Source organism: Methylobacterium persicinum (genome assembly GCF_022179525.1).
In the GTDB taxonomy this organism is placed as follows: Bacteria; Pseudomonadota; Alphaproteobacteria; order Rhizobiales; family Beijerinckiaceae; genus Methylobacterium; species Methylobacterium persicinum.
In genome coordinates this window covers 22771-49723 of sequence record NZ_BPQX01000036.1, presented here as the reverse complement: position 1 = coordinate 49723, position 26953 = coordinate 22771, and the positions used below count along the sequence as shown (strand labels likewise).

Sequence of the window (26953 nt, the reverse complement as noted above, 5' to 3'; positions counted from 1 at the left end):
TGACGGGACCCTAGTTCTCTTCGACCTTCGCCACGGGCCGATCGTTGCCTTGCGCCGTCTCGTCGTGCCACGCGCCGGCCTGATCCTGATAGCGGATCCCCTCGGTGGAGCCCGGAACCTGCTGCTCTGCGGCGGCGGCCTGGGCGGCCTGAAGGGCCTCCTCCCGGCTCGGGAAGGTTTCGGAAAAGACGTCGCCAACCTTGTAGGCGTAACCGCCGTCGTGCTCGACGATGTGATAGGTGACTTCCGACATGACGCCTCCGAAACTCTGAACCTGTCTTCGCTGCCCGAACCCGTGGGGACCGGGCCCGGTTCCGCAGCCTCCGATCCGCCGGATTGAGGCACAAGAAGAGCGCCGTCCGATTGTTCAGGTCTCGCCCATGCCGCCTCGCTGCCTCTGTCTCATTGTGATCGCATGCACCGCGACGCTCGGCGCCGCCGTCCCCGCCACCGCGGAGGAAGGCTTTTTCGACCGGTTGCTGGGTGGAACGCCGGGTGGCGCTCCCGCCAACCCGTTCGCGTCCAACTATCCCTCCGCTCCACCCTCCCCCGCGCAGGTCAGGGCTGCCCGGACGGACCGGGCTGTACGGCGGTCCCGCGAGCGCGATGAGGGCCCGGTGCCGCCCGGACGCATCCCGCAGGAATGAGGGGATAAGTCCCTCAGAGGTCGCCGACCACGCCCGCTTCGTCCTGGGCCTGGAGCACGTCGGGCCGCGGCATCGAAATGATGTTGTAGCCCGAATCCACGAAGTGGACCTCGCCGGTCACACCGCCCGAAAGCGGTGACAGCAGGTAGAGGGCCGAGCCGCCGACATCCTCCAGCGTCACCGTACGGCGCAGGGGAGCATGGGCACGTTGGTGGTTGAACATCAGCCGTGCGTCGGCGATGCCCGCCCCGGCCAGCGTCCGCATCGGGCCGGCGGACAGAGCGTTGACGCGGATCCCATCTGGCCCGAGATCCGAGGCGAGGTAGCGCACGGAGGCTTCGAGAGCCGCCTTGGCCACGCCCATCACGTTGTAATTCGGCATGACCCGTGTCGAGCCACCGTAGGTGAGGGTCAGGAGAGACCCGCCTTCCGGCATGCGCTTGGCGGCCCGCTGGGCGATCTCCGTGAAGGAGAAGCACGAGATCGTCATTGTACGCGCGAAATTTTCGCGGGTCGTGACGTCGACGTAGCGGCCCTTCAGCTGCGCCTTGTCGGAGAAGCCGATGGCGTGGACCACGAAATCCAGGCGGCCGTCGAAGCGCTCGTCGAGGGCGGCGAAGGTGGCATCGACGGAGGCCAGATCCTCCACGTCGCAGGGAAGCACCACGTCGGAGTCGAGCTTGGCTGCCAAGGGCGTGACCCGGCGGCCGAGGGCTTCGCCCTGATAGGTGAACGCCAGCCTTGCGCCGTGGGCGTGAAGCGTCTGGGCGATGCCCCACGCGATCGAATGGTCGTTGGCTACGCCCATGATCAGGCCGCGCCGGCCCGCCATCAAACCCGTCATGCGAAACCGTCTTCCGAAGGCAGGCGGCCCCCGGTGACGGGGGCCGCTCCAAGTCCTTGCCTTAGCCCGCCGCTCGCAGCCCTGTCCAATCCGCGGCGGCGTGTCCGGTGACGTCAGGCGTCGATATGCTTCAGGACGAGCGTCGCATTGGTGCCGCCGAATCCGAAGGAATTGGACAGCACGTATCCGAGCTTGGCATTGTCCCGCCGTGCCCGGAGGATCGGCATGTCTGCGAAGGCGGGGTCGATCTCATCGATATGCGCACTCTCGCAGATGAAACCGTTGGTCATCATCAGCAGGCTGTAGATCGCCTCCTGAACGCCGGTCGCCCCGAGAGAGTGACCGGTCAGCGACTTGGTCGCCGCGATCGGCGGGCAAGCATCGCCCCGGCCGAACACTTCGCGGATCGCCTCGATTTCCTTGTCGTCGCCGACGGGGGTCGAGGTCGCGTGCGGGTTGATGTAGTCGATGGTCGCGCCCTTCAGCCCGGCGATGGCCTGCCGCATGCAGCGGACGGCGCCCTCCCCCGACGGCGCGACCATGTCGTACCCGTCCGAGGTGGCGCCGTATCCGACGACTTCACCGTAGATCCGCGCGCCGCGCGCCTTGGCATGCTCGTATTCCTCGAGCACCACCACGCCCGCGCCGCCGGCGATCACGAACCCATCGCGGCCCGCATCGTAGGCCCGCGACGCCCGCGCCGGGGCGTCGTTGAACTTCGACGACATGGCGCCCATGGCGTCGAACAGGACCGAGAGGGTCCAGTCCAACTCCTCGCAGCCGCCGGCGAAGATAATGTCCTGCCGACCGCCCTGGATGATCTCGGCGGCGTTGCCGATGCAGTGGTTCGACGTCGCGCAGGCGGAAGAAATCGAATAATTCACGCCCTTGATCTTGAACCACGTGGCGAGCGTGGCCGATGCGGTCGACGACATCGCCTTCGGCACGGCGAAGGGGCCGACGCGCTTCGGCCCCTTGCTGCGGGCCACATCGGCGGCTTCCACGATGGCACGGGTGGAGGGGCCGCCGGACCCCATGATGATGCCCGTACGCTCGTTGGAGACGTCGCCCTCGTCGAGGCCGGCATCGCGGATCGCCTGCTCCATCGCGACCTGGTTCCAGGCCGTGCCGCCGCCGTGGAAGCGCATGGCACGGCGGTCGACGACTGCCTCGGGATCGAGGGTCGGCGCGCCCTGGACCTGGCAGCGGAAACCGTGTTCGGCGAATGACACGGACCGGGTGATGCCCGACCGCGCTTCGCGCAGGGAGGCCAGCACCTCCTGGGTGTTATTGCCGATGGACGAGACGATGCCCATCCCCGTGATGACGACGCGGCGCATGGAACGACCAAACCTCCGTCGCGGCATCGGTCTCCCGCGCCGCGTTGCGGTCAGCTAAGGGGTAGCCGGTCCAATCTCAACAGCCCGAATGCCAAGGCGTTGCGCGAACCACCCGAAACTTCGACCGGACCGGGCCAGATCCGGCCCGGTGACGCTTCCTGAAGGACCAGCGGATATCAGGCCGCCTAGGCCCGGAAAAGGGCGACGCGCAGATCGCTCGCCTCGTAGATGCGGTTGCCGTCCGCCTCCAGCCAGCCATCGGCGATACCGAGGACAAGCCGGCCCTGGCGCACGCGCTTGATATCGATGCCGTAGACGACCTTCTTCATGGTCGGCAGGACCTGATCGGCGAACTTCACCTCGCCCACGCCCAGCGCCCGCCCGCGGCCCGCCGCCCCGAGCCAGCCGAGGTGGAAACCGACGAGCTGCCAGAGGGCATCGAGCCCGAGGCAGCCCGGCATCACCGGATCGCCCTGGAAATGGCAGGGGAAGAACCAGAGATCGGGCCGGATGTCGAACTCGGCCAGGACATGGCCCTTGCCGTGGGCGCCGCCATCTTCACCGATGGAGGAGATGCGGTCGAACATCAGCATGGGCGGCAGGGGCAATTGCGCGTTGCCCGGTCCGAACAGCTCGCCGCGCCCGCAGGCCAACAGATCCTCGTAGGAGTAGCTCGAGCGGCGGCTCGGAGCCGGCGATTGCGCGGTGTCGGCGTCAGGCGGCATGAAAGCGCAGCAATTCCCGTTCTGTAGCGACGGGCCGGCGCCCACCGCCGACACGTCCGGCCGCGGGTTAACACGGGCGAGGTCTCGTTCAAAGCGCCTCGACGGCGAAGCTGCGCCGGGTTGCGACGCCGGGTCGCCTTCCGTATACTGGCGTTTGTTATCTGCCCCCCTGTTGAGCGTTCAGTCCGAAATGTCAGAGATTGTGCCACTGCAGGCTGTCCTGAGCGGTCGCATCCCGTCCTTCCAAACGGAGGCGAACGGGGCCGGTCGTCGCGGCTGCCCGCTTTCGGACCTTCGCGAGCGTCTTCGCCGTGCGGGCCTGCGCCCGACCCGGCAGCGCCTGTCCCTGGGCTGGCTGCTCTTCGGGCGAGGCGATCGCCATCTGACGGCCGAAATGCTCTACGACGAGGCGATGCGGGCGAAGGTGCCGGTGTCCCTGGCGACCGTCTACAACACCCTTCACCAGTTCACGGAAGCGGGCCTGCTGCGTCAGCTCGCACTGGATGGCTCGAAGGCCTATTTCGACACGAACCCGTCCGAGCATCACCACTTCTACCTTGAGGAAGAGGGTGCGGTGATCGACATGCCGGATTGCGGCATCACGGTCGATTCGCTTCCCGAGGCTCCCGAGGGGATGGAAATTGCCGGCGTGGAGGTGATCGTCCGCCTGCGCCGCAGCCGTCCCGCCGGCCGCCGGCAGCAGGGCTGAGTTCGAGCCTCAACGGCGGGACGTCGAACGGAACCCGGCTTCGGCCGGGTTTTTTGTAGCGCAAGTTGCGGGCCGCCCCGCCCGGCGTTGCCAATGAGAAATCTCATCCGCCCCCTCATCCTGAGGTGCCGGCGCAAAGCGGTGGCCTCGTAGGAGGCCTCCAGATAGCTCTCCGATCCCTGGAGCCCTCCTTCGAGGCCGCTTCGCGGCACCTCAGGATGAGGAAGCGAGTGGGAGAATGGGAGTGGAGTTGGTCGGGCACGATCGTGCTCCCCCCGTTTCCTTCCCGCACGGCGGAACATCCGTCGAATGCGGTGCTAATCCACCTTCTCGTTCGGGTAGACCCCCCAGAGCCGGTTCTGGCGGATGTAGCCGTCGACATCCCGCTTCGACGGCAGGGTGACGACAAGCCGGCACCACGTGCCGTCACATTTCTTCACGTTGCCGATGACCCCGCTCTGGAGGCGGGCTTCGTCGGAGGATGTATCGTCGGCGCTCGCCCGGAGGGGGATCGCGGCCTTCACCCCATCCTTGTCTGCACCGGCATTGACGATGGCGGTGCGCCTTCCCGACAGGAGCGAGTGCAGCACCCAACCTTCGGTGCCCTCGGAATCGCGGATGCGGCGCCAGGTCTCGAACTCGCCGATGATCTCCACGGGCAGCCCAGCCCGCTGGAAGACCCACAAGGTGCGGTGGTCCTTGGAAGGGCCCTCGCGGAGGTTCACCCGGTCGGTCTTCAGGCTGGCATAGCGAGGGAGTGGCAGTTTCGTGACCGGTCCGACGCCGTTCTCCTGGGCGCGAGCCGGCGCGGTCCAGGCTGCCGCGGCTGCGAACAGGGCAGCGATGAGAGTCGGGCGTAGCGCGAGCATCGTCCCTCCGGTGATGACGTGCGGGCCGGATCTCCCACGGTGGATCCGGGCTCCGATTGTGTTCCGCCGGGCCTCTGCTAGACAGGCCGTTGAAGCTGGCACAAGCCGGGGATCGGGTTGCGGAAGCCGATCCTGTTTGGCCGAACCCGGTTAATGGATGCTTGCGGCCCGCGGGCCCAGGGGGAGTGAGACGTGTCGAAGCGCAAGCCGCTCGTGGTGGTGACGCGACGTCTTCCGGACGCCGTCGAAACGCGGATGCGCGAATTGTTCGACGTCCGCCTCAATGACACCGATGCGCCGCTCAGCGCGGAGGCCATGGCCGCCGCCCTGCGGGAAGCCGACGTGCTCGTCCCGACAGTGACGGACGAGATCGATTCCGCCCTCCTCGCCCAGGCGGGTCCGAACCTTCGGCTCATCGCGAATTTCGGCAACGGCGTCGATCACATCGATGTCGGCGTTGCCCTCGAGCGGGGCATCACCGTCACCAACACCCCCGGCGTCCTGACCGAGGACACCGCCGACATGACGATGGCGCTGATTCTCGCCGTCGCCCGGCGGGTGGCGGAGGGGGCCCGGATCATCCCCGACGACGACTGGACGACCGGCTGGTCGCCGACCTGGATGCTCGGCCGCCGCATCACCGGCAAGCGCCTGGGGATCGTCGGCATGGGCCGCATCGGGCAGGCGCTCGCCAAGCGCGCCCGGGCCTTCGGCTTGCAGGTTCACTACCACAACCGGCGCCGGGTCCCTGCGGCGATCGAGGGCGCCCTCGAGGCGACCTACTGGGAATCCCTCGACCAGATGCTCGCACGGGTGGACATCGTGTCCGTGAATTGTCCGCACACGCCCGCGACGTATCACCTGCTCTCCGCCCGGCGGCTGAAGCTGCTGAAGCCGGAGGCGATCGTCGTGAACACCGCCCGCGGTGAGGTGATCGACGAGAACGCCCTCGCGCGATTGATCGAAGCCGGAGACGTGTCGGCCGCGGGCCTCGACGTCTTCGAGCAGGAGCCGGCGGTGAGCCCCCGCCTCGTGAAGCTCGCGCGCCAGGGCAAGGTCGTGCTGCTGCCGCATATGGGTTCGGCGACCCATGAGAGCCGCATCGACATGGGCGAGAAGGTCATCATCAACATCCGGACCTTCATGGACGGCCACCGCCCGCCGGATCGCATCCTGCCCAGCATGCTTTAAGCGGCACTCCGCGCCTTCGACAGCGGAGGCGCGGTTCAGAGCGCGTCGCCGGCTGCGACGCGTTCGCTACCGTTGACGCTGTTGAACAGTCGCTCGCTGGTGAGCTTGAGGAAGTAGAACCCGAATTCGGGGTTCTGGTAATAGAGCTGCTTGACCTCCGAGTAAGAGATCCGCAGCGCCCTCCCCGCTTGCATGCAGACCAGGGAGGCTGTGCGCGTATTGCCCGGCGACAGCAGGCCCAACTCGCCGACGATGCCGCCTCGTTTGATCTCGATGCCCACCTCGGGGATGAGAAACACGCCGCTTTCGACGTAATAGAGTTCGTCGGCGGGATCGCCCTTGCGGAATACGGTCTCGCCGGTCCCGAACCGACGCTTGCTCCCGAAAGGCGCCAGCCATTCGAGGGACAGGTTTCCGGCGGCAGCTGTCTCGGTGTCGCGGACGAGCTTGATCATCTCCCAAAGCCGGTAGGCGTTGAAGGGGATCTGGATGCACTCGGTCAGCACGACAGGAATGCTGCCGATCATGACGCCGTAGGTGATGACGGCGCAGCTCGCGCACAGGGAAATGATCCGCAGGGGGATCATCGTACTCATGGCGGAGGCCGAAATCGTCAGCGCGGTGCCGAGATAGCCGATGGCCTCGATCCAGTTCATCGCCATCCCCGGAGGCTTCGTCGGCGCGGGGAATGCCCGGCTGCGGGGCGCCGGGCAAGGCTGCTTTATGGTTGGACGTCAGGCCGAACCGCTTTCCCGGCGGCCTCCGCCGCCCGGACGCCCTGTTCGTAGGCGCCGCCCACGGTGCCCCACTGCTCCCGGGACAAGGCTTCGCCGGCAAACCAGATCTTCCCCCCGATACCGTCGCGCAGGGTGATCCGGGCGTCGGCGTGGCCCGGCGGGACGACGGCCCAGGATCCCCGGGCGTAGGGGTCGTGCCGCCACGCGCTGATGGCGGGGATCCTCAGGTCCCTGACCCGCGCCCGGCCGACCTGTTCGGCCAGCACTGCGCGGACGTGTCGCCGAATCGCATCGGGACCGCCGCCGGCCGCGTCTATGGCCGCAGCTTCATTCACATCAAGCTCGTAGAAGTGGAATGGCGTTCCGTCGATGCGCGTCAGCAGGCCGGCGGGCGAGCGGCGGCGGCCGTGAAATCCGGCAAGGCGGTCGCGTCCCTTGAACGGGCTCGACGGCCAATGAAGCACGGCATGCTCGTAGATTCCTGTGACGAAGCCGTCGATCGCCGCCCTAACGGTATTGGGGAGTGGGGGCGTGAAGGCCGGCCCATCACGCAGAACCATCATCGGTACGGTGACGATGGCTGCTTTCGCCTGGAGGCGCGTACCGTCCTCCATTTCGACTCGCACGCCCTGCCCCGACCAGTCGATCCGGCGCACGGGGGCGGATAGGCGAATGGGCAATCCCGCGGCGAGGCGGGCGAGGTAGTTACCGTAGCCCCCGGCGATGAAGAAGTTGTCGCCATATTCCATGCTCGGGAAGTCGTGCAGGGAGACTTCCTCCAGCGCGCGGCCGGACACGAGGCCGTGGACCTGCGCGACCCGGGCGCCCCAAGGGCCGAGCCCGACCGGGAGCGCGCTGGCGGCAGGCCGGTCTTCGCCGCCTTTGCCGGCTCCCCCCGTCATGGCCTGGTCGGCCCGGTCGAAAGCCAAGGCACTGGCGCGGGCTTCCGTGGCCAAGGCCGGGCGACCGGCCATCCAGGTGTGGCCCTGCTGCGGCGCCCGGCGGAGGCGCTCCCCCCGCTCGCGACCGAGGGCGACGAGGGGGTTGATGGGCCCTGCATGAAGCCAGTGGGCCCCGAGATCGACGGGATGACCCCGCAACGCCACTGTCCAGGCCCGGCCGCCGACCCTGTTCCGGGCCTCGAGCACTGCGACTTTGAGCCCCGCCGCCAGGAGCGTCCGCGCGGCGGCGATGCCCGCCGCCCCGGCTCCGATCACCACGACGTCGGGTGTTTCGGGAAGGGGCCCCAGGGGAGGACGATAGTCGGGGGCATGGGCCGTCTCCGGGGATCCGGCTGCCATCGCTCTCACCATCACCGCGCCTTCTCTTCCACCGACCGGTTCGTGAACCCTTGCGCCGAGGCGGCGGCAATCCCACAAACCAGCCGCTTCGACATCCCGGACGACAACCGATGATCTTCGATTCCGCTGCCGCGGCCTTGCGTCAGACGCTGTCTCCTGCCCTGCGCGGCATCCTCTGGAAATCCCTGGGCCTGACCCTCGGGATCCTCGCCCTGCTGTGGCTGGGGCTGACCCGCCTCGTCCAGGCGTTCCAGGCTAGCCACCATATCTCGGCGCAGTACCCGATCCTCGACAGCCTCGCCTATTATCTCGCGGGCTTCGGTCTCTTCGTCGCGCTGGCCTATCTGATGCCGGCGGTGTCGATCATCGTGGCCGGCTTCTTCCTCGACGATGCAGCCGCCATCGTCGAGCGCACCGATTTTCCGGCGGACCCGCCGGGTCGGGCGATGCCGTTCGGCCTGTCGATGCTCTACGCCCTGCGTTTTGCCGGGGTGACTTTGCTGGTCAACCTCGCCGCCCTGGTGATCTTTTTCGTACCGGTCATCGGCGTCGCGGCCTTCTTCGGCGCCAATGCCTACCTGCTTTCGCGGGAATATTTCGAGATGGCCGCCGCACGCTTCCACAGCATCGATGGGGCCGCCGCGATGCGCCGGCACTATGCGTTGCGGACGCTCCTCGCCGGGTGCCTCCTGGCCGCTCTGATGATCGTCCCCATCGTCAACCTCGTTACGCCGCTCTTCGGCATCGCCCTGATGGTGCACATGCACAAGCGGCTCGCCGCCCGGAGCGCCCCGGTCTCCCTCCCCCGGTGAAGGGGATGCGGCGACCGGGCGCCCTGGCGTTCCAGGGCGCGCCCCTCTAGCCTCAGACATCCCGGCCCGTGCCGGGTCGGAGCGGAAGCCGGACATGAAACCGAACGAGGACCGCCGGGACCCCCCGCCTCCGCCGGGGAAGGCGCCGTTCGTGCTCCTGCTCCTGGCCGGCATCGGCCTCGTCGGCTGGGGCGCGTACGGCCACTGGCAGCGGGACCTGGAAGCCACCCGCACCCTCGACCGGATCAAGAACCTCGTGCCCAAGGTCCGCACCGCCCTCGCGGAGAAGGCGGACGGTCCCCTCGACCTGACTCTCCCCGGTGAGACGCGCCCGTTCCTCACGGCGGCGATTGCCGCCCGCGCGACGGGCTACATCGCTGAGCGGCGCATCGACATCGGTTCGCGGGTGAAAGCGGGCGATCTGCTTGTCCGGATCGCCGCGCCCGATCTCGACCAGCAGCTCGCCCAGGCTCAAGCACAGCTCGGCCAGCTCAAGGCTCAGCTCCTTCAGGCTCAGGCGCAGGTCGAACAGGCCAAGGCCAACGTCACCCTGGCGAACCTCACCAACAACCGGACCACGACGCTGGCCGACCAGGGTTGGGCATCCCGCCAGAACGCCGACACGTCGCAGGCCGGTGTCCTCTCGCAGGCGGCGACCCTGGCCGGCGCAGAGGCCGGGGTGAAGGTCGCAGCCGCCAACATCAAGGCGCAGGAGGCCGCCGTCGAGCGCCTGCGTGCCCTCACGGACTTCGAGCGCGTAGTCGCCCCGTTCGACGGCGTCGTCACGACCCGCAACGTCGATGTCGGCGATCTTGTCCGGGCCGATAATGGGGGAACGCCGCTGGTCACGATCGATCAGGACAGCACGCTCCGTATCGCGGTGAACGTGCCACAGAACCTGACCCAGGGCGTCGCGCCGGGGCTCGAAGCCACCATTCGGGTCCCCGAGCTTCCGGGGCGGGCCTTCGGAGGTTCGGTGGAGCGGAGTTCCGTGGCCCTCCAGGCGGCGTCTCGGACACTGACCGCCGAGGTGGACGTTCCCAATCCCGACAGCATCCTGCGGGCGGGGCTACATGCCGATATCACCCTCAAGATTCCCAGGGACAAACCGGGGGTGATCGTACCGGCGGAGGCGACCGTCTTCGCCAACGGAAAGCTGCGCCTCGCCGTTTTGCAGAACGATGGACGGATCACGTGGCGGGAAGTCCGGCTCCGCCGGGATTTCGGCCGTGTTCTGGAGCTTGAGGACGGCGTGGAGGCACAGACCCGTATCCTCCTCGCCCCGCCGCCGGACCTCCGCGACGGCCAGCCGGTCGAGCGGGATGATGGGCCGACGGGCAATCAGCCGATGCGCTCGGCCGCCCGCTGAGAGCCGCCTATTTCACCCTCACCACCAGCTTCATCTTCGGATGGATACCGCAGAGGACCTGAAACACGCCTTCCTGGTTGAAGGTGATGGGCGTGCGGCTACCCGGCTCCTGATCCCCGGAATCGAAGCTGAAGGTTGGCGAATCGACGTAGGCGTGGTGGAGCAAGTCGCTATCGTCGTTGACGATCGTGACCGTTTCCCCCCGCTCCAGGCTCAGCGTATCCGGGTGGAACGTCCGGCCCTTCTGCGACACGATCAGGCCGGATGCCTGGAGCTTGTCCACGACGGACAGTCCCGATGCCGCCCCCAGCGCCAGCGAGAGAATCGTCGAAATCGCCATCGCGTGGCGAGATCTGGCGGTCGGGCATGTCGCGGTGTGGGGCATGTCGCCTTCCGGGAACCTCGCCAATTCGTAGTGACGCAAGGTTGAGAAAAGATGTCGAGCATCTAATCGCGCCCGGAGCTACGCACAGAATTCTCACAGCTCAGCCTTGATCCGGCACTTTCTTAGATCACGGCAACGCTCAGCTAATCACGCCTTAAGATGTGTCCCTCAGGATCACTGCGGCTGAGCCAAGGGTGCCCCGCGGATATGCAATATTCCCAAGCGGCAGCGGCGATGAAGGCGAGGGCAAAGGCACCGTCCCGCGGGCCGGCTGCGTTCCTCGGCGCCTTCGCCGCGACGATCAAAGCCCGCATTTTCATCGCCTTCATCGCGATGAGCCTGCTCACGGGCGGCCTCGGCTATTACGCGATCATCGCCATCGCCCATGTCGGCGATCTGGTCGGGCGCACGTACGATCAGTCGCTGATGTCGATCAATTACGCCCGGGCGACGGCCGCGGACTTCGCCAAGATGCGGGCCGCCTTCGCGCGGCAGGGCCTGACCAAGGATCGCGCTGTTGCCGCCAAGCTCGACGCCGCCATCACCGAGTTGCACACCACCCTGGCGGAAGACCTCACCATCGCCGTCGAACGCGCGCAATCGGACCGTGCCGTCCGCGCGGCCCTCGCCGTCCAGTCTGGAGTAGCGGCCTGGGACGACATCCGCCGCAGCTTCGGCGAACCTGCCTCCGTGAGGCCGGAGCGCTGGGACGCCCTCGACCACCAAGCTGACGCCATCGACGCCCAGCTCGACCTGCTGGTGAACTACACAGCCGGCGACGGCTTCACGTTCCGCCAGGCTGCCCGGACCGCCGTCGGGCGCGAACTGAGGGTGAACATGGCGTTGGCTGGCCTCGCCATCGTCGGTTCGGCGTTGATTGCGCTCTTGCTGCATCGCCGGATTCGCGGGCCGCTCCACGCGGCCTCGGCCGCCGCCGAGCGTATCGCAGGGGGCCACCTGGACGACGACATTCCGACGCACGGCCGCGACGAACTCGGTCGGCTCCTGCGCTCCATGGCGGTGATGCGCGACAACATCCGCGCCATGATGCAGCGGGAGGTCCGTCAGCGCCAATCGGCCGAACGCCTGTTGGCCGACGCGTTCCAGAATTCCCGCGAGGGTGTGATCGTGGTGGATGCGGCAGGCGAGATCGCCTTCGCCAATCCCATGGCCCTGCAATTCTTCGACGGCATGAGTTCCGCCGGGAACGGCGGGGGAGAGGATCATTGCCGGGAGGCACTGACCCGTGACGGTGAATTCTGCATGCCCAACGGGCGCTGGCTTCGCGTCAGCCGGAATGCCACCGAAGGCGGCGGGCTCCTGGCTGTCTGCAGCGACATCAGCGTCCTGAAGGAGCAGCAGGCGCAGCTGCGCCAGACCAACCTGCGCCTCGATGCAGCCCTCGACAACATGTCCCAAGGTCTGTGCCTGTTCGACGCCGACGACCGTCTCATGGTCGTCAACCGACGCTACGCACAGATCTACGGCCTGCCCGCCGACGCGATCACGCCCGGGATGACGGCACGTGAAGTCCTGGCCGCAAGCGTGGCCACCGGGCTCACCACAGCCGAAGCCGCGCCGTTCGAGGGCGCCACCATCTTCCCGACGAGCCAGGAACTCAGCAACGGAAAGGCGATCGCCATCGAGCGGCGCAACACCACCGACGGGGGGTTCGTCGCGACATTCGAGGACGTCACCGAGCGCCGCCGCGCCGAGGCCAGGATCGCCTTCCTCGCGCATCACGACGTCCTGACCGGCCTGCCCAACCGGATCGCGTTGGAGCAGCAGATCAACTCGTCCATCGCCCAGGTCGGTCGGGACCAGGGTTTCGCGATCTTTGCCCTCGACCTCGATGATTTCCGCCCGATCAACGACACGTTCGGCCATGCGGTCGGGGACGAACTCCTCGTGGCCGTGGCCAACCGGTTGAGCGCCTGCGTGCGCGAGATCGACTGTGTCGCCCGCATCGGGGCCGATGAGTTCATCGTCGTCCAGCGCGCCGTCGAGCGGCCGGAGGATGCCGCCGTCCTCGCCCGCCGGATCATCGATGTGCTGAAGGCGCCCTATATCCTGTCGAACCAGATCGCCAACGTCGGCGTAACCCTCGGCATCACCGTATCGCCGGGGGACGGGACCAATGCCGGCAAGCTTCTGAAGAACGCCGACGTCGCCCTCGCCCGGGCGAAGGCCGAGGCGCGGGGCGCGTTCCGCTACTTCGAGCCAGAAATGGATGCCCGCCTGCAGGAGCGCCGCGCACTGGAGCGCGACCTGCGCCATGCCCTCGAGACCAAGGCGTTCGAGGTCTTCTACCAGCCGATCTACAGTTTGGGCACGGAGCGGATTTGCGGCTTCGAGGCACTTTTGCGCTGGAAGCACCCGACGCGCGGCTTCGTCTCGCCGGCGGAGTTCATTCCCCTCGCTGAGGAACTCGGCCTCATCGTCCCCCTCGGCGAGTGGGTGTTGGCCCAGGCCTGCGCCGACGCGGTCCGGTGGCCCGACGGGCTGAAGATCGCCGTCAACGTCTCCGCGGTCCAGTTCACCTCCGCGAGCCTCATCTCGGCTGTCCGTGACGCCCTGCGCGTCACCGGCCTGCCCGGCCGCCGCCTCGAACTGGAAATCACCGAATCGGTTCTCGTCGCCAATCCGGGGGTGACGACAGCGATCCTGCACAGTCTCAAGGCCCTGGGTGTGAGGGTCTGAGGGTCTCGATGGACGATTTCGGCACCGGATACTCGTCCCTCAGCTACCTGCGCAGCTTCCCCTTCGACAAGATCAAGATCGATCAGTCCTTCGTCCGGGATCTCTGCGAGGAGGATGGGACGGATTTCATCGTCCGTGCCGTCATCAGCCTGGGCGCAAGCCTCGGGATGACGACCACTGCCGAGGGCGTCGAAACGGAAGCCCAACTCGCGCGGCTGCGAGCCGAAGGGTGCGACGAGGTCCAGGGCTTCCTCTTCAGCCGCCCCGTGCCGATCCAGGACGTGGCCGCGCTCATTGCCCGCTGGAACGGGGCGGCCCGGGCTATCGCATAAGATCAGGGACGGCCGGGCATCTCGCCCGGCCGCTCGCTCATTCCGCCGCGTCGAGGCGCGGGCAGTCGATATCCGCCCGTTCGCGCTTGACGAGTTCGGCGGTCCGGAACGCGACTTCAAGCGCCTGCTCCGCGTTGAGACGCGGGTCACAGTAGGTGTGGTAGCGGTCGCGCAGGTCGTCCGCCGTGAGGGCCCTGGCGCCCCCCGTGCACTCGGTCACGTCCTTGCCGGTCATCTCCAGATGGATGCCGCCGGCAATCGTGCCTTCCGCCCGGTGGACCGCGAAGAAGCCCTCGATCTCCTGCATCACCCGGTCGAACGGGCGGGTCTTGTACCCACCGGCCGAGATCGTGTTGCCGTGCATCGGATCGCACACCCACACGACCGACTTGCCTTCCCGCTGCACCGCGCGGACGAGGGCCGGAAGGTGTTCGCCAACCTTGTCCGCGCCGAAGCGACAGATGAGGCTGAGGCGGCCGGGCTCGTTCTCCGGATTCAGGAGGTCGATGAGCTTGATCAGCCCCTCCCCCGTCATCGAAGGCCCGCACTTCAGGCCGATCGGGTTCTTGATCCCGCGGGCATACTCGACATGGGCATGGTCGGGCTGGCGGGTCCGATCGCCGATCCACAACATGTGGCCGGAGGTGGCGTACCAGTCGCCGCTCGTCGAATCGACACGGGTCAGGGCCTGCTCGTAGCCGAGCAGCAGCGCCTCGTGGCTCGTGTAGAAATCGGTGGTCCGCACCTCTTGGTGCGTCTCCGGGTTGATGCCGATGGCACGCATGAAACCGAGGGCATCGGTCATCCGCGAGGCGACATCCTGGTAGCGCGAGGATTGCGGCGAATCCTTCACGAAGCCCAGCATCCAGCGGTGGGCGTTCTCAAGGTTGGCGTAACCGCCCGTCGCGAAGGCGCGCAGGAGGTTCAGCGTCGCCGCCGACTGCCGGTACGCTTCGAGCTGGCGCCGGGGATCGGGCACCCGCGCCTCTTCCGTGAAGCCGAGGCCGTTGACGATGTCGCCCCGGTAGCTCGGCAGCGACACGCCACCCTGCGTCTCGGTGGGCGACGAACGCGGCTTGGCGAACTGGCCGGCGATGCGGCCGACCTTCACCACCGGCGAACCGCCCGCGAAGGTCAGGACCATCGCCATCTGCAGGAAGACGCGGAAGAAATCGCGGATGTTGTCGGCCGAATGCTCGTCGAAGCTCTCGGCGCAATCACCACCCTGCAGGAGGAACGCCTCACCGGTCGAGACGCGGGCCAGCGCCGCCTTCAGCTTTCGCGCTTCGCCTGCAAAGACAAGCGGTGGAAAGCTCGCGATCTGCGCTTCGACGGCGGCCAGGGCAGCGGCGTCCGGATAGGACGGGACCTGCTCGATCGGCAGATTCCGCCACGTCGTCGGTGTCCAGCGCTCGCCCATGATTCCTCTCCACGCACATCGTTCCGTGCGGCCGCGCCCTGCGCGCGGAACGGCGCTTATAGAGAAGTTCCCATCGGATCGCGAGGGGTTGCCGCAGCGTCCCGTTCAGTCGGCGGAATCGCCGTCCTCGACCTCGATCCCGTGCTCGGCCAGGATCCAGAAGATCGCCTCCAGATCCTCCGCCGACACGTCCCGCGGCGGCAGGGCCTCTTCCAGGTCGTCGTAGGTCAGGCACCGGCTGCGCTGGGCTTCCGCCTTGGCCAGGAGCCGGTCGATGGCCCGGCGGATATCCGCGGCCAGGGCATCCTGGCTCGGCAGCCGATACGAAAAGGCCGGCCGTAAGGCATCGGCCAGGAGGCCGTCGATGATCGCCTGACGCCGCGCATAGGCGTCGTCGCGCTTGCCGCTGCCCGACCCGTGCTTGCCCATGGGATGCATATGGCTCAGCGACCGACGGCGTCGAGGCCCCATACCGCGTAAGACCACACCCAGGTGGCCGCACCCGGCAGGAATGGTCAACCGACTCCCACCGGATGCTTCGTCACCGCGGGCACCCGCATCGTCACCAATTCCTCGGCGGCGGTGGGGTGGACGGCGATGGTACGGTCGAAGTCCGCCTTGGTCGCCCCCATCGTCACCGCGATGCCCACCGCCTGGATCAGTTCGCCCGCATCCTGCCCGAACAGGTGGACGCCGAGCACGCGGTCGCTGGCGCAATCGACGATGATCTTCATCAGCACCCGCTCGTCGCGCCCCGAGAGCGTCGCCTTCATGGGGCGGAACGATGCCTTGTAGACATCGATCCGTTCGCAGGACTGACGCGCCGCCGCCTCGGACAGGCCGACCGTGCCGATCTCGGGCGTCGAGAACACGGCGGTCGGGATGAGGTGGTGATCGACGCTCGTTGGCTTGCCGCCGTATTCCGTGTCGGCGAAGGCGTGCCCCTCGCGGATGGCCACCGGCGTGAGGTTGGCGCGATTGGTCACGTCCCCCACCGCGAAGATCGACGGGACGATGGTGCGCGAGAAGGCATCCACCGGGATCGCCCCTGCGGCGTCGGGGACGATGCCAACCCTGTCGAGCCCGAGCCCTGCGATATTCGGCCGGCGGCCCGTAGCCAGGAGGATCTGGTCGGCTTCGACCTCCCCGCCGTCATCGAGGATCGCGCAGAGCCCGCTGGGCCGCCGCTCGATCCGGCTCAAGGTCCGGCCAAGGCGCAGGTCCATGCGCTTGGTGTAGGCTTCCGCCAGGGCGTCGCGGACGTCGTCGTCGAAGCCCCGCAGGAGCTTGTCCCCCCGGTGCAGCAGGCTCGTGCGGCTGCCCAATGCCGCGAAGACCCCGGCGAACTCCACGGCAATGTAGCCGCCGCCCACGACGAGGATGCGTTCCGGCAGCCTGTCCAGCTCGAAGACCTCGTTCGAGGTGATGGTGAATTCGGCGCCCGGCACCGCCGGCTCCTTCACCGGATGAGCCCCCACCGCCACGAGGATCCGCTCCGCGCGGATGCTGCGGCCGGACTTCAGAAGCCGGACCGTGTGTGCATCCTCGATGACCGCCCGCTCGGGGGCGATCTCGACCCCCGCCCGGATCAGGTTCGCATCGTAGATTCCTTCGAGCCGCGTGACCTCCGCATCCCGCCGGGCCTTCAGGACGCTCCAGTCGAAACGCGGCTTCTCGACACTCCAGCCGAAGCCGGCCGCGTCCTCGAACTCGTCGGCGAAGCGCCCGGCATAGACCATCAGCTTCTTGGGCACGCAGCCGCGGATCACGCAGGTCCCGCCAACGCGGTACTCTTCCGCGAGCATCACCCGGGCGCCGTATCCCGCGGCGATGCGGGCCGCCCGCACGCCGCCCGAGCCGCCACCGATGACGAAGAGATCGACGTCGTCGTTCATGGTTGCAGCTCCGTGCCGGGGGGTCGAAGGCGGGCCCGAGCCGCCCGCGCCCAGGTGATGGCAGCCCCGAGCCCGGCCGTCCACCACCCGGCCCACCCGTTATGCTCGACGAAAGCGATGGCCCCCGCGCAGGCCACGAGCCCCAAAGCCACGGTGAGATCGGCCCGCGGGAGCACGCTCAGCCGGGCCAGCATCAGCATGAGCGCAAGGGCAGCGAGGAACGCTCCCGGCAGGCCGAGTTCGGCCCAGACCTGCAGGAAGCTGTTGTGGGGATGCCCCACGCCGAGGAGGACCCGCATCCCCTCCGGGACCTGCGCCGCGACCGGGGTTTCGGCAAAGCGGGCGCTCGTCCCGTAGCCGGCCCCGCGCCAGGGGGATGCCGCGACCGCCGTACCGAAGCTCCTCGCGATGGCGACCCGCGCGCGGGAGGAGGATTGGGTCAATTGCTGGTGAGCGGCCTCGGGCATGACCCGCGCCAGAAGATCGCCCTCGATCGGGGCGAGCGCCACTGCGAGACCGAGCCCCAGGCCGGCCAGGGCGATGCCCATCCGACGGGGAAGTACCCAGACCGCAGCCGCCATCGCCAGCCCGGCCATGAGACCCATCGCCGCCGCGCCGCTGATCGAGCGCAGGACGCCGAGGCCGGCGAACGCCAACGTCGCGCCGGCGGCGAGCTTTCGGTTCGACCGCCACAACAGCAGGGCGAGGGGCCCCGCGATCAGATCGAGGGTCAGGGCTGGCCGGTTGAAGACGAAGGCCGCGACGCGATGCCCGAGCAGCCTCTCCAGGGGTAGGTCCAGGGCGAGATCGATGGCGATAATGACGCCGGCTACGACCACCGCGAGGGCGGCCATGGGAGCGGCAAAGGCCGGGATCCGCCCGGGCGCAAGGATCACGAGGAAATAGGCTGAGATCAGCGTCGGGAGGAACTCACCGAGCACCCGGAGCGAGAGGGCCGGAAACGGGCTCCACGCGATCGACAGGACGCTCCACCCCAGGAACGCAAGGCACGCCAGCCCGAGGGGCGTCCGCAGGGGCGCGACAAGCAGGCCCGGCAAGGCCCGCGGCTCCTCCCGCCAGCGGCCACCGAGGAAGGCCAGGGCGGCGACGGCGACCAGGATGGGGCTCGACCGGTTGGCCAGCACCATCGCGACCGGCAAGAGCGCCAGCGCCGCGCCGCCTGCCGCGTAGAGAGGAGGCGCCCGGCGCATCGCCGCTTATTGAAGCTGGATGCCGCGCTTGCCCATCTCCGCCCGGACGCGGATCATGATGTATTCCGAGACTTCTTCGGTCCAACCCTGCATGGCGCGGACCATCTCATCCAGCAGCGCCGGTTGCATCTCAACGTAGCGCTTGCCGGCCGGCGAGCGGAAGAAGTTGGCGATGTCGGTCAGTTCGGCCTCGGAGAACTTCGCCGCGTAGGTCTTCGCGGCGATGTCGATCATCCGCTGCTTCTGGAGTTCCATCTCCGGCTGGAGGGCGACCAGCACCTGATCGAGATCCTTCTGAATTTCCGGACGGGTCACGGCCTGCTTGCGGATCTGGTCGGCGAAGGACGGGATGATGGCGTCGAAGGAGCGGGCGATGCCCGAACTCAACATGACCTCCCGCGCGAGGGCGAGGTGATTGGCCGAATAGGTCGGGCCGGTGTTCGTGTTGGCCGCCGGTGTCGATGGGGCGGGCTTCCTCGCCTGTGCGAGGGCCGGAAGGCAGGGAACCGCGAGCGCGAGGCCGAGCACAGCGGCGAGGAGGCGGGACATTCGGAGGTCCTGTCGGTTGGAGATGCGTTTCACGCGAGACGGCCGAGCACGGTGACCTCGGCCCGTCCGCCGACGTCGGCAGCGAGGATCGCGGCGGTGGCGATACCGAGAAAGAGGCCGTGCTCGACGACGCCGGGCACGGACCAGAGGGCGGCGCCGAGCCGCTCGGGATCTGGGATCGATCCGAGCCGGGCGTCGAGGATCACATGCCCCCCATCCGTCATCACCGGGTTGCCGTCCGGTGCCAGCCGCAGGGTGGCGGGGCCGGTGCAGCCCGATTCGGCGATGGCCTCGTCGATGGCGATCTGGGTGGCGGCGAGGCCGAACAGGTTGACCTCGATCGGGAGGGGGAAGGCCCCGAGCCTGGCGACGCGCTTGGCCGCATCGGCAATCACCACCATGCGGTCGCTGGCGCAGGCGACGATCTTCTCCCGCAGCAGAGCCGCGCCGCCGCCCTTGATGAGACGGAGACGGTCGTCCACCTCGTCCGCCCCGTCGATCGTCAGGTCGAGATGGGGCAGCGAATCGAGGGTGGTGAGGCGGATGCCGAGGCCCTCTGCCTGTCGTCGTGTCGCCTCGGAGGTTGGAACGCCGACGACGTCGAGGCCGCCCCGGACCCGCTCGCCGAGGAGATCGACGAAGGCGGCGGCGGTGGAGCCCGTGCCGAGCCCCAGCCGCATGCCCGGCTCGACGAGGTCGAGGGCCCTGGCAGCAGCGGCCCGGCGGAGATCCAATCCGCTCATCGCGAACACTTCCCGTCGGTCTGATGATGGTGTGAAGGATACATGGTCCGTTGGGCTGCGAAGGACGTCCGCCGCGCCCCTACCATGCCGAATGCCGGACCGGAACGGCCATCGGGCTTCTTCCCCGTCAAGGACGACCGCCTTGGGAGGGCGTGGCCCCCGGTCCGGGCCGCGTGGTCGCGGTGCCGGCGATGGGAGAGCCCTCGGTGCCGTCGGCCCCCGGCTTGGCTTGCTGGGTGCAAACCACCTGCTCCTTCTTCACGAGCACGAAGCAGATGCTCATCTCACCGGTGCGGTAGTTAACCCGGAAGACGCCCGCCTCACGGGCATGGCGGCTCGCAACGAGGCCGTATTCCGACGGTGCCTGAGGGCCGGCCCCCTCGCCCGCGCCGAAGCACACGGTCTGCCCGATGCCGCCGCCCGATTCCTGAAGCCCGTATTGGCAGGAAATGACCTCGCCGGTCACCTTGTCGATCCGGTACATGCGGTTCAGATCGGTCTGGGGTGCGGGGACGAATTCGTAGGACGTCGCAAACGCGGGCAAGGCGTGCAGCGTGGCGCAGACGAGGAGCGTTGGCAGGATCGGGCGCATGGGACTTCCGTTGAAGGAGAGTGCCGGTGTCGCGGAGGTTTCAGGCAAGTCTTAGGCACGGGCGGCCCCTTGCCCACCGGTGGAGCGACGGATAGCGAGGCTCCGTTACCCCATCCGTCGTCATCCCACCTGGAGTCTACATGGCCGCCCCGCCCATCGCCGTCTTCGATCTCGACGGCACCCTCGCCGAGACGGCGGGCGACCTGATTGGGACCCTCAATGTCCTGTTGAGGCGGGAAGGTCTCGCGGAGCTTCCCCTGTCACAGGCCCGCGAGTTGATCGGTGCCGGCGCGAAGGCCCTCATCCGGCGGGGCTTCGAGGCCGAGGGACGCTCCATCGGCGACGCCGAGCACGAGCGCCTGTTCGACGCGTTCATCGCGCATTACGGCGAGCACCTCGCCGATTCGAGCCACCTGTTCGACGGCGTCGTCGAGGCCTTGGACCGCCTGGAGCAATCAGGCTTCCGTCTCGCCGTCTGCACGAACAAGTACGAGGGCCAGTCGGTCAAGCTCCTGAACTTGCTCGGCATCGCCGACCGCTTCGCGGCGATCTGCGGCCGGGACACGTTCCCGCAGGCGAAGCCCGATCCCCGGCACCTCACGGGGACCATCGCCCAGGCGGGCGGTGATCCGGCGCGGGCGGTGATGGTGGGTGATTCTCGCACCGACATCGACACCGCGAAGGCGGCCGGCATCCCGGTGGTGGCGGTGACCTTCGGCTACACCGACACCCCCGTCGCCGATCTCGCGCCGGACCGGGTGATCGAGCACTTTTCAGAGTTGCACGAAGCGGTCGTGGCGCTGGTTCCGGCGGGCTGAGGGCAGTTAGCCCAGCCAGGTCCTGAGCCGGGCCACCGTATCGCGGCAATCTGCCTCCGAGCCGGCGAAGGAGAAGCGGATGTGGTGGCCGCCCGCCTCCGGATCGAAATCGAGACCGGGCGTCGCCGCGATACCGGTCTCGTCGAGCATCCGCCTGCAGAAAGCCGCCGCGTCCGCCGTGAGGTTAGACACGTCGGCGTAGATGTAGAACGCCCCGTCAGCCGGGTGCACCTTGCCGAGGCCGAGGCCGGGAAAGGCGTCGAGGAGGATCGCCCTGTTGCGGGCATACCCCGCGCGGACGACTTCGAGCTCCTCAGTGGCGTCGAAGGCTGCCAGGGCGCCGACCTGCGAGAGGTAAGGCGCGGAGATGTAGAGGTTCTGCGCGAGCCGCTCGACCGCGCGCACCAGACCCTCTGGCACCACCATCCAGCCGATGCGCCATCCGGTCATGCAATGGTATTTTGAGAACGAGTTGATAATGACCGCGTCGGGCTCGAACTGAAGGGCCGTCGCGGCCGGGGCGCCATAGGTGAGGCCGTGGTAGATCTCGTCGGAGATCAGCGGCAATCCAAGGGCGCGCACCTTCGCGCAGAGGGCGGCGAGGGCGTCCGGCACGATGACCGTCCCGGACGGATTGGCCGGGCTCATCACCAGCACGCCATCGAGAGCTTGCGTGCCGTGGACGGCTGCGATCAGATCCGCGGTCGGCGCGTACCGATCCTCGTCGCGCAGGACCATGGGGACTGGTTCGACGCCGAGAGAGTTCAGGATGTTGCGGTAGGCCGGGTAGCCCGGCTGCGGCACGCCGACCCGGTCGCCGGCATCGAACAGGGCCATGAACGAGAGCAGGAACCCCGCCGAGGAACCCGTGGTCACCACGACGCGCTCGGGCGCCACCGACACACCGTACCGGTCACGGTAATCCCTGGCGATGCGCTCCCGCAGGGCCGGGAGCCCGAGGGCTTCCGTGTAGGGCACGCGGCCGAGCGTCAGTGCCTGCCGCGTCGCCTCGATCACCGGCCTCGGCGCCCCGGCCGAGGGCTGACCGACCTCCATATGCACCACGTCGAGGCCCGACCGTTCCCTGGCGGCGGCGGCACTCATCACGTCCATCACCATGAATGGCGCGACGGTCGATGCCCGGCGGGAGGGGAACGGCATGGGTCTCATCGGCTTCGGGCGCCGGAGTGGCGCGGAGAGGCTATTTGACCGCGCGCCGCGAAAACGCCAAACCCCTGCTGGATAGCCCCTGGCTTGTCAGACGCCCGCGTTCCGCGAGGATCCATGCCTTTCCCCCGTTCCCTCACCACCCTTGCGCTCGTCCTTAGCCTGGGCGTAGCCGCGCCGGCGCTTGCACAGACCGCGTCCGCGCCCTTCACCGACGCACAGCGTTCGGCCATCGAGGGAATTATCAAGGACTACCTGATCAAGAACCCGGAGGTCCTTCAGGACGCCCTGGCCGAGGCCGAGAAGCGTCAGGTCGAGACCCAGCGCCTTGCTCAGGCATCAGCGCTGAAGGAGGCTCGCGATCTCCTCGTCAACGGCAAGCATGACGTGGTCGGCGGTAACGCGGCGGGGGACATCACCCTGGTCGAGTTCTTCGACTACAACTGCGGCTATTGCCGTAAGGCGTTGGGCGACGTGCAGGCCCTGATCAAGTCGGATCCGAAGCTGCGGGTCGTGATCAAGGACTTCCCGGTACTCGGCCCGGAATCGCTGGAAGCGAGCCAGGTGGCGATGGCGGTCGCTCAGCAGCTGAAGGGCGACAAGCTGTTCGAATTTCATCAGAAGCTGCTTGAGTCGAAGGGCCGGGTGAACGGCGCCAAGGCCATCGAAGTGGCCAAGTCGATGGGTGTCGACACCGCCAAGCTGCAGAAGGACATGGCGTCCCCCGAGGTGAAGGCGGCGATCGCCGAGAACCGCGGCCTGGGCGACCGTCTGGGCCTGTCGGGCACGCCGGCCTTCATCGTGGGCGACGAGGTGATTCCCGGCGCCGTGGGACTTGAGCCCATGCGCAAGACCATCGGCGACGTTCGGCAGTGCGGACACGCCTCCTGCTGAGCCTGACGGAACAAGCTGTCGCATCGCGGCCTTGTCGCGGCATGGCGCCTTCGTTTAAGACCGCGAGCGCCCGCGACGAACCGCGGTTGCTCCCGGCGCCCGGTCGAGCTTAGCCCCCGCCCGCCGGACGAACGATGCCAGACGAAGAAGGCCGGATGCCCAAGCACGACTCCATCGATCCCGAGCTTGTCCGCGAGCTCGCCCACCTCGTCACCGAGACCGGATTGTCGGAGATCGAGGTGGAGAAGGGCGACCTTCGCATCCGCGTGGTGCGCCGCATCGAACCCGTGTCCGTTCAGGTCGCGGCACCCGCCCCCGTCATGGCAGCGGCGCACGCTCCCATGCAGCTTCCCGCGGCCTTGGCCCCGGCCGAGCCGGCCAGGACCGAGCCCGGCACCGTCCCCTCGCCCATGGTCGGCACCGCCTACCTTCGCCCGTCGCCGGAGGCGAAAGCCTTCATCGACATCGGGTCGCGGGTGGAGGTAGGCGACAAGCTCCTGCTCATCGAGGCGATGAAGACCTTCAACGAGATCGTCGCCCCGCGGGCCGGTACCGTCACGGCGATCTTCGTCGAGGATGGCCAGCCCGTCGAATTCGGCGAAGCGCTCCTCGTCATCGCCTGACGCTCCGTCGCCCGAAGAAGCTGCCGCCATGTTCGATAAGATCCTGATCGCCAACCGCGGCGAGATCGCACTCCGGATCCTGCGGGCGGCGAAAGAGCTCGGGATCGCCACGGTCGCCGTGCATTCCACCGCCGATGCGGACGCGATGCATGTGCGGCTTGCCGACGAGAGCGTGTGCATCGGGCCGCCCGCGGCCCGGGACAGCTACCTCAACATCCCCTCGATCATCGCCGCCTGCGAGATCACCGGGGCCGACGCGGTGCACCCCGGTTACGGCTTCCTCTCCGAGAATGCCCGCTTCGCGGAGGTATTGGCCCACCATCAGATCGGCTTCATCGGCCCCAAGGCCGAACACATCCGGATCATGGGCGACAAAATCGAGGCGAAGCGCACGGCTTTGCGCCTCGGCATCCCCTGCGTTCCGGGTTCCGAGGGCGGGGTCGAAACCGGCGACGAAGCCAAGCGCGTCGCGGCGGAGATCGGCTATCCGGTCCTGGTCAAGGCGGCGTCCGGCGGCGGTGGCCGGGGCATGAAGGTGGCCCGGACGGAGGCCGATCTGGATCAGGCCATCGGCATGGCCCGGTCCGAGGCCAAGGCCGCCTTCGGCGACGACGCCGTGTATCTGGAAAAGTATCTGGAAAAGCCGCGGCACATCGAGGTGCAGGTGCTGGGCGATGGCCAGGGCGGCGCGGTGCACCTCGCCGAGCGGGATTGCTCCCTCCAGCGCCGTCACCAGAAGGTCTGGGAAGAAGGCGGCTCCCCCGCCCTCAACGAGGCGATGAGAGCCGAGATCGGCGGCATCTGCGCCAACGCCATGAAGGAACTCGGCTATCTCGGCGCCGGGACCGTGGAGTTCCTCTACGAGGAGGGGCGCTTCTACTTCATCGAGATGAACACCCGGATCCAGGTCGAACATCCGGTCACCGAGATGATCACCGGCATCGACCTCGTCATCGAGCAGATCCGGGTCGCGGCGGGTGCGCCCTTGTCGGTGTCGCAGAGCGACATCCGCGTCGAGGGCCACGCCATCGAATGCCGCATCAATGCGGAGGATCCGGAGACCTTCCGGCCCTCGCCCGGCCTGATCACCTATTATCACCCGCCCGGCGGCCTCGGCGTGCGTGTCGATTCCGCAGCGTTCCAGGGTTACCGCATCCCGCCGAACTACGATTCTCTGATCGGGAAGCTCATCGTTCACGGCCGTACGCGCAACGAATGCCTGATGCGCCTTCGCCGGGCTCTCGACGAGTTCGTCATCGACGGCGTCGATACCACCCTGCCCCTGTTCCGCGCCCTGGTTCGCAATCAGGACGTTCAGAACGGCATGTACGACATTCACTGGCTGGAAACTGCCTTGGCGTCGGGCGGCCTCAAGACCTGACGGCGTGCGGTTCCTCGCCCTCTGGCGTTTCTGCCGCCGCCGGGCGACATTTCCGACATGCATGACGGTGCCCGTATCGACATCACGCCCGAGATCCTTCTGAAAGCCTACGCCGCCGGGATCTTCCCGATGGCCGAGGATGCGGACGACCCGACACTCTACTGGGTCGAGCCCCGCGCAAGGGGAATCCTTCCGCTCGACGGTTTTCGTATACCCCGGCGGCTTGCCCGGACCGTGCGGTCGGACCTGTTCGAGGTCCGCACCGACACGGATTTCGACGGGGTGATCGAGGGCTGCGCCGGCCCCCGCCGGGACAGCGAACGCACCTGGATTAACGGCCGGATTCGCGACCTCTACGGCGCCCTGTTCGACCGCGGCTATGTCCACACGGTGGAAGTCTACGCCCGCGAGCCGCGGCGGCTCGTCGGCGGGCTCTACGGTGTGTCCCTTGGGGCGGCTTTCTTCGGCGAGAGCATGTTCCATCTTGAACGCGATGCGTCCAAGGTCGCCCTCGTTCACCTGATGGCCCGCCTGCGGACCGGTGGCTACCGCCTCGCCGACACGCAATTCGTCACGGACCATCTCGCCCAGTTCGGGGCGGAGGAGATCCCCCGCCATGCCTACAAGCGCCGGCTGGCCGCCGCCCTGGAGGGAGAGGCGGAGTGGGAAATCTGGCCGGGGGACGGGAGCGTGACGGGAGAGCAGGCGCTGCTCGCTCTCGCAGGGGCGGAGGGGTGAGACTCGCAGTCGGGTCCGGACTTGCGAAAGTCTGACCGCGGAAGCCAAGGGCGATCCCACCCTCCCTCTCATCCTGAGGTGCGGCGAAGCCGTCCCGAAGGCCGCATCCTGAGGTGCCGCCGCAAAGCGGCGGCCTCGAAGGAGGGCTCCAGGGATCACCGTGCGTTGGAGACATCCTTCGAGGCCCGCCTGAGGCGGGCACCTCAGGATGAGGTCGGGCGTGGGAGTCCTAGCCGGTCCGCCCGGGTCGCCGGATGTCTGCTACCGGAAGATCGCGTCGAAGATCGATTGCGGCTGCGGCGGAGGCGGCGGAGCCGGGGCCGGGCCTTCGTTCGACGGGAAGAACTTTCGCGAGGGTTTCTGACGGGGCTGGACCGGTACGCCGCGCGGCGCTTCCACATCCACCTGCCCAGCGGAGTTCACCTGCTGGGCGGTCTTGGTGGCGTCCTTGCGCTTGGTCTTCTCGGGCTTGGCGGCGAGGGCGGGAACATCCTCCTGCTCCTTCGCCTCGGCGATGACGTCGCTGCCTCCCTTACAATCCACTAGCCACACGTCGTAGATCGGGTGCTCGATGGCGTGCAGGCCAGGGCTCGACGCGAACATCCAGCCCGTGAAGATCCGCCGGTACTTGTTGTCGAGGGTGACCTCGTCCACCTCAAGGAAGGCAGTCGTCTTGGCCGGCTCCGTCGGCGGACGCGAGTAGCAGACCCTGGGGGTCAGTTGCAGGGCGCCGAACTGGACGGTCTCATCCACCGCGACCTCGAACGAGACGATGCGCCCGGTGATCTTGTCGAGGCCGGAGAACACCGCCGTGGGGTTCTTGATCTTGTCGGCCAGAGCCGGCACGGCCGCGAGAATCGCGGCGCCAAAGCAGAGCGCCCGGACGGCGCGGGAAGTGGTGCGGCTCAAGGCGTTTGCCTCTCGGCGGTCTGGCGGCAAGCGGGTTGCCCCCGGTTCAACA

Annotated in this window: 26 protein-coding genes and 1 pseudogene; 10 read left to right on the top strand and 17 right to left on the bottom strand. The window is 67.9% G+C overall.

Translation table 11 applies throughout. The features are described 5' to 3' along the window. Positions 1 to 10: 10 nt before the first annotated feature. The 4 genes from MFF22_RS16025 to fabA all read right to left on the bottom strand — a co-directional run bounded on the left by MFF22_RS16025 (position 11) and on the right by fabA (position 3556). The gene (locus MFF22_RS16025) at positions 11 to 253 is read right to left on the bottom strand and encodes a DUF2188 domain-containing protein (protein ID WP_238249981.1); all 243 of its coding nucleotides are present in this window, start codon (positions 251 to 253) and stop codon (positions 11 to 13) included. Between the two features lie 407 nt (positions 254 to 660). Further along, the gene (gene fabI, locus MFF22_RS16020; RefSeq protein ID WP_238249980.1) at positions 661 to 1491 is read right to left on the bottom strand and encodes an enoyl-ACP reductase FabI; all 831 of its coding nucleotides are present in this window, start codon (positions 1489 to 1491) and stop codon (positions 661 to 663) included. Between the two features lie 113 nt (positions 1492 to 1604). Further along, positions 1605 to 2831 carry a beta-ketoacyl-ACP synthase I gene (fabB, locus tag MFF22_RS16015; protein WP_238249979.1) on the bottom strand — a complete coding sequence of 409 codons (1227 nt, stop codon included), beginning with the start codon at positions 2829 to 2831 and terminating at the stop codon, positions 1605 to 1607. Between the two features lie 185 nt (positions 2832 to 3016). Next, positions 3017 to 3556 (bottom strand): 3-hydroxyacyl-[acyl-carrier-protein] dehydratase FabA, encoded by a 540-nt coding sequence (gene fabA / locus MFF22_RS16010; protein ID WP_238249978.1) that lies wholly within the window; start codon positions 3554 to 3556, stop codon positions 3017 to 3019. 190 nt (positions 3557 to 3746) lie between these two features. Between fabA and irr the strand changes: the two genes are divergently transcribed. Then, the gene (irr, locus tag MFF22_RS16005) at positions 3747 to 4265 is read left to right on the top strand and encodes a Fur family transcriptional regulator Irr (protein WP_238249977.1); all 519 of its coding nucleotides are present in this window, start codon (positions 3747 to 3749) and stop codon (positions 4263 to 4265) included. Between the two features lie 317 nt (positions 4266 to 4582). Here irr and MFF22_RS16000 read toward each other — a convergent pair whose 3' ends face one another. After that, positions 4583 to 5134, bottom strand: a complete 552-nt coding sequence (locus MFF22_RS16000; protein ID WP_238249976.1) for an SH3 domain-containing protein — start codon at positions 5132 to 5134, stop codon at positions 4583 to 4585. 192 nt (positions 5135 to 5326) lie between these two features. Between MFF22_RS16000 and MFF22_RS15995 the strand changes: the two genes are divergently transcribed. Then, a complete protein-coding gene (locus MFF22_RS15995) occupies positions 5327 to 6325 on the top strand; it encodes a 2-hydroxyacid dehydrogenase (protein ID WP_238249975.1) in 999 nt (332 codons plus the stop codon). Between the two features lie 35 nt (positions 6326 to 6360). On the opposite strand, the gene MFF22_RS15990 is transcribed toward MFF22_RS15995, so the two are convergent. After that, positions 6361 to 6981, bottom strand: a complete 621-nt coding sequence (locus MFF22_RS15990; RefSeq protein ID WP_238249988.1) for a cyclic nucleotide-binding domain-containing protein — start codon at positions 6979 to 6981, stop codon at positions 6361 to 6363. Between the two features lie 65 nt (positions 6982 to 7046). Beyond that, positions 7047 to 8363, bottom strand: coding sequence for a flavin monoamine oxidase family protein (locus MFF22_RS15985; RefSeq protein WP_238249974.1), 1317 nt, complete (start codon positions 8361 to 8363; stop codon positions 7047 to 7049). A gap of 110 nt (positions 8364 to 8473) precedes the next feature. Here MFF22_RS15985 and MFF22_RS15980 point away from each other — a divergent pair, with 110 nt between their 5' ends. After that, the gene (locus MFF22_RS15980; protein ID WP_238249973.1) at positions 8474 to 9175 is read left to right on the top strand and encodes a sulfate transporter family protein; all 702 of its coding nucleotides are present in this window, start codon (positions 8474 to 8476) and stop codon (positions 9173 to 9175) included. Between the two features lie 94 nt (positions 9176 to 9269). Next, entirely contained in the window at positions 9270 to 10544 is a 1275-nt protein-coding gene (locus tag MFF22_RS15975; RefSeq protein ID WP_238249972.1) for an efflux RND transporter periplasmic adaptor subunit, read from the top strand. A gap of 7 nt (positions 10545 to 10551) precedes the next feature. On the opposite strand, the gene MFF22_RS15970 is transcribed toward MFF22_RS15975, so the two are convergent. Then, entirely contained in the window at positions 10552 to 10929 is a 378-nt protein-coding gene (locus MFF22_RS15970) for a cupredoxin domain-containing protein (RefSeq protein WP_238249971.1), read from the bottom strand. Between the two features lie 207 nt (positions 10930 to 11136). Here MFF22_RS15970 and MFF22_RS15965 point away from each other — a divergent pair. After that, positions 11137 to 13961, top strand: a pseudogene (locus MFF22_RS15965) (EAL domain-containing protein). 37 nt (positions 13962 to 13998) lie between these two features. Here MFF22_RS15965 and MFF22_RS15960 read toward each other — a convergent pair. From MFF22_RS15960 to MFF22_RS15930, 7 genes are all read right to left on the bottom strand, one after another. Then, on the bottom strand, positions 13999 to 15381 hold the full coding sequence (locus MFF22_RS15960; RefSeq protein ID WP_238249970.1) for a class II 3-deoxy-7-phosphoheptulonate synthase: 1383 nt from the start codon (positions 15379 to 15381) through the stop codon (positions 13999 to 14001). A 105-nt stretch (positions 15382 to 15486) separates the two neighbouring features. After that, entirely contained in the window at positions 15487 to 15810 is a 324-nt protein-coding gene (locus MFF22_RS15955) for an RNA polymerase sigma factor region1.1 domain-containing protein (RefSeq protein WP_238249969.1), read from the bottom strand. An 86-nt stretch (positions 15811 to 15896) separates the two neighbouring features. Further along, the gene (gene gor, locus MFF22_RS15950; protein WP_238249968.1) at positions 15897 to 17276 is read right to left on the bottom strand and encodes a glutathione-disulfide reductase; all 1380 of its coding nucleotides are present in this window, start codon (positions 17274 to 17276) and stop codon (positions 15897 to 15899) included. Continuing rightward, complete coding sequence (locus MFF22_RS15945) at positions 17273 to 18487, bottom strand: O-antigen ligase family protein (RefSeq protein WP_238249967.1); 1215 nt, start codon at positions 18485 to 18487, stop codon at positions 17273 to 17275. Before MFF22_RS15945 ends, gor begins: the two co-directional genes overlap by 4 nt. A gap of 6 nt (positions 18488 to 18493) precedes the next feature. Then, on the bottom strand, positions 18494 to 19036 hold the full coding sequence (locus MFF22_RS15940) for a DUF2059 domain-containing protein (protein ID WP_238249966.1): 543 nt from the start codon (positions 19034 to 19036) through the stop codon (positions 18494 to 18496). Between the two features lie 29 nt (positions 19037 to 19065). Then, positions 19066 to 19779 carry a ribose-5-phosphate isomerase RpiA gene (gene rpiA, locus MFF22_RS15935; RefSeq protein ID WP_238249965.1) on the bottom strand — a complete coding sequence of 238 codons (714 nt, stop codon included), beginning with the start codon at positions 19777 to 19779 and terminating at the stop codon, positions 19066 to 19068. A gap of 127 nt (positions 19780 to 19906) precedes the next feature. Then, positions 19907 to 20371 carry a hypothetical protein gene (locus MFF22_RS15930; RefSeq protein WP_238249964.1) on the bottom strand — a complete coding sequence of 155 codons (465 nt, stop codon included), beginning with the start codon at positions 20369 to 20371 and terminating at the stop codon, positions 19907 to 19909. A 140-nt stretch (positions 20372 to 20511) separates the two neighbouring features. On the opposite strand from MFF22_RS15930, the gene MFF22_RS15925 reads away from it, so the two are divergent. Next, complete coding sequence (locus tag MFF22_RS15925; RefSeq protein ID WP_238249963.1) at positions 20512 to 21189, top strand: phosphoglycolate phosphatase; 678 nt, start codon at positions 20512 to 20514, stop codon at positions 21187 to 21189. Positions 21190 to 21195: 6 nt separating this feature from the next. Here MFF22_RS15925 and MFF22_RS15920 read toward each other — a convergent pair whose 3' ends face one another. Beyond that, a complete protein-coding gene (locus MFF22_RS15920; protein ID WP_238249962.1) occupies positions 21196 to 22359 on the bottom strand; it encodes an aminotransferase class I/II-fold pyridoxal phosphate-dependent enzyme in 1164 nt (387 codons plus the stop codon). 114 nt (positions 22360 to 22473) lie between these two features. Between MFF22_RS15920 and MFF22_RS15915 the strand changes: the two genes are divergently transcribed. The 4 genes from MFF22_RS15915 to aat all read left to right on the top strand — a co-directional run bounded on the left by MFF22_RS15915 (position 22474) and on the right by aat (position 25992). After that, positions 22474 to 23250, top strand: a complete 777-nt coding sequence (locus MFF22_RS15915; RefSeq protein ID WP_238249961.1) for a DsbA family protein — start codon at positions 22474 to 22476, stop codon at positions 23248 to 23250. Between the two features lie 155 nt (positions 23251 to 23405). Then, a complete protein-coding gene (accB, locus tag MFF22_RS15910; protein WP_238249987.1) occupies positions 23406 to 23873 on the top strand; it encodes an acetyl-CoA carboxylase biotin carboxyl carrier protein in 468 nt (155 codons plus the stop codon). A gap of 28 nt (positions 23874 to 23901) precedes the next feature. Beyond that, positions 23902 to 25254, top strand: coding sequence for an acetyl-CoA carboxylase biotin carboxylase subunit (accC, locus tag MFF22_RS15905; protein WP_238249960.1), 1353 nt, complete (start codon positions 23902 to 23904; stop codon positions 25252 to 25254). Between the two features lie 57 nt (positions 25255 to 25311). After that, positions 25312 to 25992: a leucyl/phenylalanyl-tRNA--protein transferase gene (gene aat, locus MFF22_RS15900; protein WP_238249959.1), complete on the top strand. Its 681-nt coding sequence runs from the start codon at positions 25312 to 25314 to the stop codon at positions 25990 to 25992. A 261-nt stretch (positions 25993 to 26253) separates the two neighbouring features. Here aat and MFF22_RS15895 read toward each other — a convergent pair whose 3' ends face one another. After that, the gene (locus MFF22_RS15895) at positions 26254 to 26901 is read right to left on the bottom strand and encodes a DUF2155 domain-containing protein (protein WP_238249958.1); all 648 of its coding nucleotides are present in this window, start codon (positions 26899 to 26901) and stop codon (positions 26254 to 26256) included. Positions 26902 to 26953: the final 52 nt, after the last annotated feature.